Origin of the sequence: Corallococcus carmarthensis, from assembly GCF_003611695.1 — a bacterium.
Classification (GTDB): domain Bacteria; phylum Myxococcota; class Myxococcia; order Myxococcales; family Myxococcaceae; genus Corallococcus; species Corallococcus carmarthensis.
Map to the genome: position 1 here is coordinate 1 of NZ_RAWE01000274.1, position 11,865 is coordinate 11,865.

The 11,865-nt window shown below is 71.8% G+C and carries 12 protein-coding genes; 6 read left to right on the plus strand and 6 right to left on the minus strand.

Annotated features, from left to right (window positions below):
- Positions 1-342: 342 nt before the first annotated feature.
- The 3 genes from D7X32_RS45175 to D7X32_RS39600 are packed head-to-tail and all read right to left on the minus strand — an operon-like array spanning position 343 to position 2,026.
- Positions 343-798 (minus strand): hypothetical protein, encoded by a 456-nt coding sequence (locus tag D7X32_RS45175; RefSeq protein WP_147450449.1) that lies wholly within the window; start codon positions 796-798, stop codon positions 343-345.
- Positions 795-1,394 carry a hypothetical protein gene (locus tag D7X32_RS39595; protein WP_120607704.1) on the minus strand — a complete coding sequence of 200 codons (600 nt, stop codon included), beginning with the start codon at positions 1,392-1,394 and terminating at the stop codon, positions 795-797. The genes D7X32_RS45175 and D7X32_RS39595 overlap by 4 nt, the downstream gene beginning before the upstream one ends.
- Positions 1,391-2,026, minus strand: a complete 636-nt coding sequence (locus tag D7X32_RS39600) for an RNA polymerase sigma factor (protein WP_158625843.1) — start codon at positions 2,024-2,026, stop codon at positions 1,391-1,393. Before D7X32_RS39600 ends, D7X32_RS39595 begins: the two co-directional genes overlap by 4 nt.
- Positions 2,027-2,168: 142 nt before the next feature.
- Between D7X32_RS39600 and D7X32_RS39605 the strand changes: the two genes are divergently transcribed.
- Positions 2,169-3,203 (plus strand): hypothetical protein, encoded by a 1,035-nt coding sequence (locus D7X32_RS39605; RefSeq protein WP_147450450.1) that lies wholly within the window; start codon positions 2,169-2,171, stop codon positions 3,201-3,203.
- 69 nt (positions 3,204-3,272) lie between these two features.
- On the opposite strand, the gene D7X32_RS39610 is transcribed toward D7X32_RS39605, so the two are convergent.
- Positions 3,273-4,031, minus strand: coding sequence for a DUF1338 domain-containing protein (locus tag D7X32_RS39610; protein ID WP_120607707.1), 759 nt, complete (start codon positions 4,029-4,031; stop codon positions 3,273-3,275).
- Positions 4,032-4,140: 109 nt separating this feature from the next.
- Here D7X32_RS39610 and D7X32_RS39615 point away from each other — a divergent pair, with 109 nt between their 5' ends.
- The 3 genes from D7X32_RS39615 to D7X32_RS39625 all read left to right on the plus strand — a co-directional run bounded on the left by D7X32_RS39615 (position 4,141) and on the right by D7X32_RS39625 (position 5,977).
- Entirely contained in the window at positions 4,141-4,725 is a 585-nt protein-coding gene (locus D7X32_RS39615; protein WP_147450451.1) for a hypothetical protein, read from the plus strand.
- A 153-nt stretch (positions 4,726-4,878) separates the two neighbouring features.
- On the plus strand, positions 4,879-5,409 hold the full coding sequence (locus D7X32_RS39620) for a hypothetical protein (RefSeq protein WP_120607709.1): 531 nt from the start codon (positions 4,879-4,881) through the stop codon (positions 5,407-5,409).
- A 49-nt stretch (positions 5,410-5,458) separates the two neighbouring features.
- Positions 5,459-5,977: a hypothetical protein gene (locus D7X32_RS39625; protein ID WP_147450452.1), complete on the plus strand. Its 519-nt coding sequence runs from the start codon at positions 5,459-5,461 to the stop codon at positions 5,975-5,977.
- Between the two features lie 42 nt (positions 5,978-6,019).
- Here the strand turns inward: D7X32_RS39625 and D7X32_RS39630 are convergent, their stop codons facing one another.
- Together D7X32_RS39630 and D7X32_RS39635 are read right to left on the minus strand one after the other, a co-directional pair.
- A complete protein-coding gene (locus D7X32_RS39630) occupies positions 6,020-7,567 on the minus strand; it encodes a hypothetical protein (protein ID WP_120607711.1) in 1,548 nt (515 codons plus the stop codon).
- Between the two features lie 105 nt (positions 7,568-7,672).
- Positions 7,673-10,426, minus strand: coding sequence for a M16 family metallopeptidase (locus D7X32_RS39635; protein ID WP_120607712.1), 2,754 nt, complete (start codon positions 10,424-10,426; stop codon positions 7,673-7,675).
- Between the two features lie 272 nt (positions 10,427-10,698).
- Here D7X32_RS39635 and D7X32_RS39640 point away from each other — a divergent pair, with 272 nt between their 5' ends.
- Positions 10,699-11,235 (plus strand): hypothetical protein, encoded by a 537-nt coding sequence (locus D7X32_RS39640; protein ID WP_158625844.1) that lies wholly within the window; start codon positions 10,699-10,701, stop codon positions 11,233-11,235.
- 48 nt (positions 11,236-11,283) lie between these two features.
- The gene (locus D7X32_RS39645) at positions 11,284-11,742 is read left to right on the plus strand and encodes a hypothetical protein (RefSeq protein WP_120607714.1); all 459 of its coding nucleotides are present in this window, start codon (positions 11,284-11,286) and stop codon (positions 11,740-11,742) included.
- Positions 11,743-11,865 lie beyond the last annotated feature (123 nt).

The window sequence follows — 11,865 nt, forward strand, 5'->3', positions numbered from 1 at the left end:
AAGCGAGGCGTTGGGTCCTTCGGAATGCGCCGCCTCGGCGGCTTCGCTGGCGGGCAGGGGCGTCCTTCTTCCGGCTTCATCTCCTCTCTACCCTCCCCCCAGGACTCCTTATTTCGCGCAACCCTCCTGTCCGACAGGTTTGGACGCCTCGGGAACCGGTCCGACTGTCGGACCGGTTTGGACCTCGTCGGTCGGGAGGTGGGCCCGGGGGCTTGGGGGGCGGTGCACCCCAGCAGTCACCGTGGCGTGAGGTCCGAATCGTTGGGGCACCGAGCGCGGCAGCGGTGTCGGTGTGCCGCGCTCCTGGCCGTCATTCACGGACCTCTCGGCCCGCGCCGACCTTCAGCGTCGCGGCGGCTGATTGGGCTGCGCGGGAGGCTGCTGGTTCGGCGGCGGTGGCGCGCCGTCGGTCCTGGGGGACGGCGAACGCATGCGGCCCTCATCCCCTGGCGGGCGCGACCCGTTGGAACGGCCATCCTGTCCCGGGCCTCCCGAAGGGCCCCGGGAGTCTGGACCCGGAGGCGGACGGACCGTGTCGCCCCGGGGCGGCGGGGCAGGGCGCTCCGCGTTCCGGCGGCCCAGGATGGTGTCCACCTGCTCCCCCGGCGCGATGACGTCCACCGTGTGCGAGCTGCGCACGTGCGCCTGCTGCGCGCCGGACGGGGGGGGCGGCACGGGGGCCTCGGGTGGCCTCGCGGCCTCCGTTGGCGCGGGTGCCGGCGTCTGTTGTGCGTACGCGGCCCCGCCTCCCAACCACAGGAGGACCGCGGCGGCCGGTGTCGAGAGCCAGGTCTTCATCCGCCCGTGACCTCCAGCACCACGTCGTGCTCGATGCGCTGGTCGCCCGCGCGCGCCAGCGCCGTCACCAGATAGCGCCCCGGCCGCTGGCCTCGCACCGCGATGGGAATCACGTTGCTGCCCGCGCTCAACGGCTGCGTCCACTGGTAGGAGCGCAGCGGCAATTCTTCTCCGTCCGCCCAGAAGGACAGCCCCTCCGGCAGGCTCACCTGGAAGTCCGCCTGCTCCACGGCCACGTCCGCCGTGAAGTCCAGCTTGATGACCGCCACCTTGCTCACCGGCACCTGCGTGCCGGGCCGCTCGAGCGCCGTCATCCCCGAGGCTTCCGTCTCCGGGGCGCCAGGCGTGCCGCGCACCGCGCCCAGCACCAGGAAGGTGACCACGCCCAGGGCGACGCCCACCGCCGGCCAGAGCACCGGCGCTCGGCGCCGCCAGAAGTCCCGCACCGCATCCCACCCCGACGCAGGTGTGGGCGGGCCGGCCTCCACCAGCCGCCGGTGGAGCAGGGCCTGGAAGTCGGGCCCGGGCGCGTCGTCCCGCAGCGCCGCCAGACGCTCGCGCAGCGCGCGGTCCTCCCTGTCCTCGGGCTCACTCATTTCCTGCTCCTTGCAGCATGCGACGAGATGTCCTGCCCGGATGTTCCCACCGGCGCGTCATCTTCCGGGCCGCCAGGCCCCTGGCCCCCCGCCAGCAGGGCCTTCAGGTGTGCCCGGCCCCGCGACAGGCGCGACTTCACGGTGCCCACGGGCACCCCTTCGATGTCCGCCACCTCTTCATAGCTGTGCCCTTCCACGTCGAAGAGCACCACCGCCGTGCGGAACTCCGGCGGCAGCGCCCGGAGCGCCCGCCACAGCCGGTCCCGCTCCTGCGCGCGCATCATCCCTTCGTCCGCGGACTCCGCGTCCGACGCCGCCTTCGCGTGGTCCTGCTCCAGGGGTTCCTCGCGCGAGCGCTCGCGGCCGGCGCGGCTGCGGGTGGCGTCATAGAACGCGTTGCGCACCACCGAATAGAGCCACGTCTGGAACGCGGACTGGAAGCGGAACGAGCGCAGGTTCTTGTAGACCTTCACCAGCGCTTCCTGCGCCAGGTCATCCACGTCCGAGTCCGACGCGGCGAAGGCCCGAGCGAAGCGGCGCACGCGCGGCAGGTGCGAGGACACGAGCAACTCAAAGGCACGCACGCTGCCGTCCTGGGCTTCGAGGATGAGTGCGCGCAGCTCGTCGTTCACGGTCGGCGGCACTCTATCCGGCCCCGGTGCCCGCTCAAAAAGCCGCGGGAAATTCCCGCCGGGAACACGGCGGAAATTCATTTCGTCTCATGGGGGCAGACGGACAGCGGCCGGGCACCGGATGAAAAGGGAGCACGCACTCATGAGGCACTGGAACAGGGGCAGTCAGTGGCTGGGAGCAGTCGCGCTGGTGGTGGGCACCATGACGGCCGGTTGTGGCGGCTCGTCGCAGAGCTCGACCACGGACGCCACGTCGGACGTGTCCCAGGCGGTGGAGGCCACGTCGGACTCGAGCGACGCGGTGGAGGTGTCCAGCCTCCTGCACGGCCTGGACAAGCTGCGCCCCCAGGCCATCGAAGGCTTCCACTGTGACGCGACCCCTGACATCACCACCGTGGACGTGTGCGGCAAGACGCTGCCCGCCACCGTGCACCTGGAGTGGACGGACTGCGCGCCTCCCACGCGCCCGGGCGGTCCCGGCGGTGGTGGTGGCGGTGGCGGCCAGCCTCCCGGCGGTGGCGGTGGCCAGCCTCCTCCTCCTCCGGACGGCACGGGTTCGCAGGTGCGCGGCCAGTCCTTCGACGGCGGGGACGGTGGCGGCAAGCCGGGCGGCAAGGGCCCTGGGGGTCCCACCAGCGGCACGGTGGACATCGTGAACGCGTACGAAGCGTCCGCGGACTGCACGGGCGCGGTGACCCAGAGCCAGACCGTCACCTTCGAGGTCTCCGGCACGAACTCCGACGGTGAGGTCTCCACCGTGAAGGGCACCACCGCCTCCACGTCGGAGCTGGTGGACGGCGCTCCGCCCCAGCGCAAGAGCACGCAGGCGGACGTGACGCGCACGCGCACGGATGCCTCCGGCACGGTGGTGCAGTCGGTGCGGTTGGAGGGCTCGCTGTCCGTCGCGTTCTCCACCGACACGCCGCCGGTGCGCACCATCGACGGCGCGTATACGGAGACCGCGCTCGACGGCACCCAGGGCACCGTCACGCTGGCGGGCATCGTCCGTCCGTCGCGCGACGTGTGCCCCTGGCCCACGGGCGGCACGCTCACGCGCACCACCTCGGATGGCACCAGCCATGTCATCACCTTCGGTCCGGAGTGCGGTGACGGCACGCTCGATGGCGCGGAGCTGAGCCTGCCCGACCGCTGCGAGCGCGGCGGCGGACGCCACTAGCATCACGAGGCGTCGCGGTCCGGGGGCGCACCCAAACCCCTCCCCCGACCGTCCCCCGGGCCGCGAGCCTCAGCCTCGTTTCGTCATGTCGAACAGCGCGCGGGCCTGCGGCCCCAGGAACCCATCGAATCCTCCCGAGCGCTGGGCGATCTCGAAGTACGCATACGGCCATGCGCGCGTGCCTCCGCCCCGGAGCGTCAGGGGCAGCGGGGCCGCGTGCGTGGCCGTCTGTCGTAGCGACGTGCCGGGCGCGCCCTCGATGTCTGTCTTCATGGGCACGCCCGCTTCCCGCATGCGCCGCTGCCAGGCCTCCACGTCGTCCACCGCGCCGGTGAAGTGATTCACCTTGCGGCCGAAGGCCAGCAGCCACGCGCCGTACTGCGTCTCCTTCTCCAGCTCCAGCAGCGCGGCTTCATCCGGAGGCTGCGGCGCCGTGAACCACGCCGCCAGGGCTTCCACGTCCTCGGGCGGCGGCGGATCCACCGGCAGCGCGGCGAGCAACTCGCGGGCGCGCGGCGACAGCTCCTCCGACTTCAATTCGGACAGGAAGACGCGCGGCAGTCCCTCCGGGTGCGACAGGTAGATGGCGGACAGGTGCGCGTCCGGGAACGTGTACGCGCCGGCCGGCCGCCACCCGAACCGCTCGAACACGCGGGAGAAGAGGGCGATGCCTCCCTCCGGCCGCGCGAGCGTGCGGAACGCGACGTGGTCGTTGCGGAAGCGCCCCCCGGACAGCGACACGAACGTGCGCGCGAAGGGGACTTCGGAGGCATAGCGCTCCCACAGCAGGTCCAGCAGCCGCGAGGCGTCGGAGGCGGAGGTCGTCATGCCCGCCAGTCTACGCTGGGCTCCCCGGAGCTTTGAGCGCCATCCGCCTTTCGTATTAACAAGCGCAGGCCCGCTTAGGGCGGAAGCGCTGAATACGAGGATCCAGACCATGAACAGTATGAAGATGGGGCTCCTGGCCCTGGTGTCGGGCCTGTTGCTGGCGTGCGGCGGGACCGTGGAGGCGGAGACCTCCGCGCCCGAACTGGCTCGGCAGGAGAAGGCCCTGTGCGGTTCCTGCGGCGACTCCATCTGTGACCCCAGCACGGAGAACGCCTTCAACTGTCCGCAGGACTGCGGCACCGGGCCCACCTGTGGGGACTCCGTGTGCTGCGACGGGGAGACGCCGTCCAGCTGCCCCCAGGACTGCCCCTTCCTGTCTGACTTCTGTTACGTGACGCCGATGGGCTTCGCGTCCGCGTCCGCCGCCGGGCTGTGCGCCGTCTGCGGTGACAGCATCTGCGACCCCAGCGCGGAGAATGCCTACAACTGCCCGCAGGACTGCGGCAGCCCCGGCGGCTACTGCGGCGATTCCGTCTGCGACCCCAGCACGGAGAATTCCTTCAACTGTCCGCGGGACTGTGGCGGCGGGCCCGTCTGCGGAGACAGCGTGTGCTGCGACGGAGAGACGCCGTCCAGCTGCCCGCAGGACTGCCCCTTCCTGTCTGACTTCTGCTACGTGACGCCGGCGTACTGAGAACCACCGGCGCGCGGAGCGCCACCCGAAATCGGTCAGGGGGCCCGTTCCCGGAAGAGGGGGCGGGCCCCCCTGCCTTTGAGCGCCACCCGCCTTCTGTATTAACAATCGCAGGCCCGCTTTGGGCGGAAGCCGGGAACAAGGAGACAGCACATGAAGGGTTGGATGAGGGGCCTGCTGGCCCTGACGACGGGCCTGTGGCTGGCGTGCGGCGGTGGAACGGAGGCGGCCCCGGCCGCGCCGGAAGCAGCCACGCAGGAGGCCGCGCTCTGTGGGAGCTCCTGTGGCGACCGCTTCTGTGACGTCAACTCGGAGGCGTACAGCTGTCCGCAGGACTGCGGCTCCAACACGTGTGGCGACAGCGTGTGCTGCAACGAGAACCCGTCCATCTGTCCGCAGGACTGCCCCATCTGGGCGGACTACTGCTACGCGACGCTGACCGGCCCCGGTGGAAGGGATGACGCCGCCGCCCTCGAGCCGCTGCCCGAGCCCCGTCCGCGCTTCGTCGCCGGGCTGACGTGCCCCGTGTGCGGCGACCACGTCTGTGACGCCAACACGGAGGCGTACAGCTGCCCGCAGGACTGCGGTTACAACACGTGCGGCGACAGCGTGTGCTGCAATGAGAACCCATCCGTCTGCCCGCAGGACTGCCCCATCTGGGCGGACTACTGCTACGCCACGTAGGCCTTTCGCGTGCACTGCCTTGGAACGGAGACCGCCTGTGAAGACATCGATGAGGGGATGGCTCGCCCTGGTGGCGGGCCTGCTGATGGTGGCGTGCGGTGGCGGCCTGGACGCGGCGCCGGAGCTGGCGCGGCAGGAGTCGGCGCTCTGCGGCTATTGCGGCGACAACCTGTGCGATCCGGCGACGGAGGCCTATTCCTGTCCGCAGGACTGTGGCCAGGCCACCTGCGGCGACGGCGCGTGTTGCAACGAGACGCCAGACAGCTGCCCGCAGGATTGTCCCTACGCCGCGCCCTACTGCTACGACACGCCCATCGGGTTCGCGCGGGAAGGCCAGGCCGCGCCGCCCCGGCCGCTGCCCGAGGCCCGTCCCCGCTTCACCGGTTCGCTGACGTGCGCCGTCTGCGGCGACAACGTCTGCGACCCTGCGTCGGAGGACCGGTACAGCTGCCCGCAGGACTGCACCACCGTGTGCGGCGACGGCGTCTGCTGCCAGGAGTCCCCGTCCAGCTGCCCGCAGGACTGCCCCTACGCGGCGCCGTACTGCTACGACACGCCGGTCCAATGAAACCCGTCCGGGCGCCCTGCTCCGGAGGGGCGCCCGGATGCTTCAGCGCAGCTCCACGGTGAGCCCGCCGAAGGTCATGGCCTCCAGGTGACCGCCGTCTCCGGAGTGCGTCATCGGCGCCTCCGCGAGCCCCACCGCCACCAGCGAGTCTTCGTCCGCGTCCACGCCCAGCAGGTGGAAGTGGCGGCCTTGTCCCTCGGGGCCGGGCCGCTGCGTGCGCACCGTCTGGCCATCGGTGGACGCCAGCGCGAGCAGGGCCCCGGCGCCGCGCGAGATGCTCATCCCGCCGTGCCACCGGTCCCAACCGGAGGCGCCCACCGCGACCAGCCCCGCGTCCGTCCAGCGCAGCGCGGAGAAGTGGTCCGCGCGGCCCGTGTCCACGCGGTGCTCGAAGCGCAGGGCCCCCGAGTCGAGCGACAGCACGCCCAGGTATCCGTCATAGGGCGTCATCTGGTCCTGCGCGCCCGGTGAGGACGGGTAATAGGCAAGGGTGCCATCCGCGTCCTCCGTCACCACCGTGCCTGCGAGCGCTACCTCCCCATCGCGTACCGCCATGTCGAAGACGACGAACTCCGCCGCCCGGGCGGGGACGAAGACCTGCGTCCCGATGCGCGTCCCCACCGGGGTGAAGGCCGTCACGGCGAAGGGCTGGCGCTCGGTGTCCACCGTCGTGGTGACGTCGTCGCCGGACCGGCAGTGCACGGGAGTGAAGTCATTGAACGTGCGGCTGGAGGCCATGCAGCGGGAGGTGTTCCAGGTGCGGCCCACCACCAGCCGTCCGTCCGAGTCCACCGCGAGCAGCGGCCGGAGCGCGGCCTCGCGCCAGCGGAACTCGTCGTAGGCCCAGGCGGCCGGCTGCGTGGAATGGCGCCCGTCCACGACGCGGGTCCACTGCTCGGTGTAGTGCCCGTCCGTCCACTGGAGCGTCATCAGGCCCGACGCCAGCTCCTGCGTGGTGGGCCCGCCTTCCGGGACGGCCACGAGCGAGAGGAAGGCCACGGCCACGTCCTCGCCGCGTGCCTCCGTGCGCAGCCAGCCGTCGGTGAGGGCGTGCACCCAGGGCGACTTCATGCGGAACGCAGGGGAGGGCAGGGTGCCTCCCAGGTCGGAGTCAGGCACTGTCGCGGGCGCGGGAAGCGGCTGCCGCGACAGCACCTGCCCTTCGGTGGACAACCGCACCAGGTCGAAGGTCTCCGCTGGCGCGCCCGTGCGCTCGACGCCCAGGGTGGTCTCCCCGGAGGGGTGCACGGTGAAGTCGCTCAGGTGTTCGCCGGCCGAGGCGTCGAACCGCCACAGCCGCGTGCCGTCCTGCGCGGACACGGTGAGCCGGCGGGTGTCCCGCCCTTCCGCATCCCGCGTCGTCTCCAGCACGAAGGTGCGTCCGGAGGCCCGCCGCACCTTGAGCCCACCGAAGCCCGCGCGCGGCTGGACTTGTGACTCCGGCGTGCCCTTTTCGAATGCCCGGGTGATCCCGGGCACCGCGCAGTCCGCACCCTCGCACGGCGAAGGAGCCCCGTCCGTCCCGCTGCAAGCGGAGGCGCCCCACGACAGCAGGGCGCCCAGCAGATACCGCGTCCGACGGAGAGGCATGGCTCGCATGCTCCCTCATACGGAGGCACGCGGCCCGGCGGGTCGTGCCCGCCGGTCGCAGGGGGCCTCCATGTCCCGCTCACAGGCGGACCGGAGGCCCTTCCACTACGGCACCGACAGCGCCTGGAGCGCGGCGCGGCTGGGCGCCTCGTCACCCGTGACGCTCACCACGAGCCGCTGGAGGCAGCCCGCGAACTCCTGCTTCAGCGTGTCCGCCGTCACCGCCTGGAGGTGCGCGGGGCGCTGCGCCACCGCCTCCACCGGGAAGCCCCGCACGCGCGCTTCGAGCAGCGCCTCCACCCATGCATCCGTGGAGATGAACGACACCGCCTGCTGCGCCAGCAGCCGCGACCGGGCGCGCGCCAGGTCCTCCTGCGACACTTCCTTCGCGAACGCCGCCAGGGTCTCTCGCAGCGACCCCACGCCCTCGCGCAGCCGCTGCACGTCCAGGCTGCCTCCCATCGACAGGTGCGCCGCGCCACCCCGGCCAATCCAGGGCTGGGCCCCGAAGCCGTACGACGCCCCCGTCCCGGAGCGCGTCTTGTCGTAGGCCTCCACCTCCAGCAGCTCCGCCATCAGCGCGTAGCGCGCCTCCAGCTCCGGCGTGGCCGTGGGCAACCGGCAGGCCAGCTGCACCTGACCCTGCGAGGCCCCGGGGCGCGCGGTGAAGAGCGTGTTCACGTTCGCGGACGCGGCGGGCAGCTGCGGCGCTGGCGGCACGGCCACCGGCTGTGGCTTGCCCCGGCTCCAGTCGCCCAGGTACTTGCGCACCAGCGGCTCGACGTCCTTCACCTCGAACTCACCCGCCACCACCACCACCGTGTTGCCAGGGCGGTAGACGTCCTCCAGCCACGACTGCGCCTCCGACCAGGACACCTTCCCCATCTGGGCGCCCGTGGCCTCGTGGGCGTAGGGGTGCGTGCCGTAGAGCGCCTGCATCAGGCTCCGGTGCGCCAGCACCTCCGGCCGCGTGTCCACCGCCTCGCGCCACGGCTGCACCTGCTCGCGCCAGTAGCGCACCACGTCCTCGGACGTGCGGGTGGAGGACAGCTCCTCGCCGAGCATCGCCAGCATGTTGCCCACGTTGCCCGCGGTGCCGGCCATGTCCACGCGCACGTGGTCCAGCTCCGCGCGGGAGCCCTCGTGCAGGCCCCAGTCGCTCGGGCGACCCTCGAAGAACGACTCGCGGAAGGAGCCCCACTTCGCCAGGTCCGCCACGCCCGGCTTCTCCCCGTACGCCAACCCGCCGCCCATCGCCGCGCCCACCCGCACCACCGGCAGGCCCGGACGGGGCGCCAGCAGCACCTCCATGCCGTTCTCCAGCTTCAGCACCTGCACGGGCGCCGACGTGGCCGTCAGCATGGACGGCGTGACGCGCTCGCCGCCCTCCACCGCGGGCTCCCCGCCGGGCAGCTTCGCCAGCACGGGGACCGACGTCGGAAGGCCGCTCTCCCCGGGCCGCACGAGGATGGCGTGCGCCCGGTCGCGCTGGAGCCACTGGTACGCGAAGTCCGTCACCTTGCTGCCGCCCAGCCCCATCAGCGCCATCTGCGAGCGCGTGTACGAGCGCACGTCCGTGGTGAAGTGCGTGAGCAGCGCGCGGTTCTTCGTGCGCGCCAGCAGCCGCTCCGACTGCAGCACCATGCTCGTCACCACCTGGCGGCGCAGGGCCTGGAAATTGAACTCCTGGCCCAGCACGCCGCTGGCTTCAATCTCCCCGCTCCAGGTCTTGTGCACCTGGTCCAGCACCTTCTCCGCCGAGCGCTCCGGGTGGTCCCCGCGCGACAGGTGCACGCGCACGATGAGCAGCGACGCGCGCGTGCCGGTCACCAGCCCCGTGGAGATGCCCGCGATGTCGCCATCGCTGCGCACCGCCTCCCAGAGGTTGTTGTCCAGGCTGACGCCCACGAAGTCATGCAGGGCGCTGGCCTCGTCGAAGGAGCGCGGCAGCACCCACGACAGGTACAGCTCCGGCGACGGCACCGCCGCCGCGTACACCGGCATCGTCTTGGCGACCGGTGCGGCCGGGGGCTCCGGGCGCTGCGCGGACATGCGCGCGTCCTGGGCCAGCGGGGCGCCGGTGCCCACCCACGCGGGCGGCAGGTTCTGCTGGAGCGTGGCCTCCACCTCCGCCAGGTCCACGTCCCCGGAGATGACCAGGGTGACGTTGTCCGGACGGTAGTGGGCGCGCGCGAAGCGGTGCGCGTCCGCCAGGGTGAGGGCGGACAGCGACTCGTGCGAACCCACCACGGGCCGCGAGTACGGGTCCCCCGCCGGGAAGGACGCCGCGTGCAACCAGCTGTACACCTGGCCCACGTAGCCCGTCTCGTTGCGCTGGCGCAGTTCGTTGCGCACCACCTCGCGCTCCACCGCGAAGACCTCCGGGCTGACGTTGGAGAGCGGCGATGACAGCCGCTCACCCTCCAGCTTCACCAGCGAGGCCAGCGCCTCCTTGGGGGCGAGCTCCTCGTAGGCGGTGTAGTCCAGGCTGGTGGAGGCGTTGGAGTGACCCGCGCCCGAAGCGTTGAGCCGCGCCCGCACCGAAGGGCCGTTGGCGGGACGCGCGCGGAAGGCCAGGTGTTCCACCAGGTGCGCCAGCCCCTCCTTGCCGCCCGGGTCGCTGGAGCCGCCCGCGCCCACCACCGCGACCACCGCCACCACGGGCGCGCGCGCGTCGCGCTCCACCACCACGCGCAGGCCGGACGGCATGCGGAAGTCACGCAGGGGGAAGGACACATCGCGCATGACGACCTGCCCGCGCTGCGGCAGCGTGGCGCAGCCACCCAGCGTCAGGGACAGGGAGGTCAGCGTGGCCACGGCCAGACGCGATGCGCGGATGGAACCCAACAGGAAGGACATACGACTCCAGGTACGGACCCGGAGGAAGCCCACGAAGGGCGCACGGCCCCACGCCTCCCCCCGGGCGGTCAATGAATGGATGCAGGTGTGGAACGGCCGGGGAGACAATGCCTGACGGAAGACAGGCGGAGCGGCAAAGACAGACGGCGCCGGGTTCATAGCATCCCCGCCCGTGGCGCGTCACCTCACCCCCTGTTCGGGTAGGGGATGGCAGGAATTGCAGGGAGCCCGGGCTCCGCCGTGCCCACGGTCCTCCGGATAGGATGCAGGTCATGTCCCTTCCTCTACGCACCGTGCTGCCACTCCTGGTCTGCGGCCTGTGCGTTTCCTCCTGCTTCTGGCTCGACAACCTCCCCAGGGCCTCGGGCGAATGCACGGGAACACATCTGGGACGGCGTGTGCATTGGCCCCTCCTGGAGGAGTCCTCGCTGGTGCATCGCTCCGTGCAGGGCGAGCTGCCGGACACCTTCATCGACCTGGACTACACGCCGGAGGAGGAGCCGGCCCTGGAGGGCTTCGGCGTGGACATCCATCTGGTGGACGGTGCCCGGGTGGAGGCGGACCGGACCGTGGACCTCCTCTCCCGGCAGGGGCAGCTGGTGCCCGCGGAGCCGTCGCTGGTGGCGCGGTGGGTGGGGAACATCGGCGGGGCGTCCGGCTACCTCTCTTCGCCCGGCGTGCCGGTGGAGGGCTCGGTGACGCTGGACGAGGTGACGGAGTTCGCGGCGGAGGGCCGCTTCGTCTACCGCTACTCGGACGGGAGCGAGCTGACGTGCACCTTCGAAGTCATCGAGGCCTCCGACGAATGACGCGGCGGGACTGACGGACGGGGTGGGGCCCCTGGTTAGGATGGCCGGATGCTCCGACGCCTCTCCCGAACCGCGCTGCCGCTGCTGGCGTGCGCCCTGTCCATCACCGCCTGTGACTCCGTGCCCAGACCTGAAGGCGAATGCCGGGGCGCGTACGGCGCCCGGAGCGTGGCGTGGCCCATCGACACGAACGCCGTGATGTCCGCGTACGTCCACTACGACGGGACCCAGGGGACGCAGCTCAGCCTGGCCTACACGCCGGACGGCGCCCCCGAGCTCGCGGGCTTCGGGGTGGACATCCAGATGCCGGGCGAGCCCACGGTGACGGCCGGCGCGCGGACGGTGAAGCTGCTGCGGCAGGAGCAGGCGTTGGTGGCCGAGGACCCGTCCCAGGTCCGGGAGTGGTTCGCGCACGTCGGTCCGGGGACGGAGGGCTATCCCGCCGTGTCCGGCGTTCCCGTGGAGGGCACGTTGACGCTGGACCGGCTGGTCCAGGGGGATGGCTAGTACCACCTGATCAGATTCGGGAGGGGCCGCGCGGCAGGTTCGAGTCGTCCACGAGCCTGCGGCAGAGGGGGCAGACGCCTATCCAGCGCAACAGCACCTGTTGAAGACGGCGGCGGACTTCAG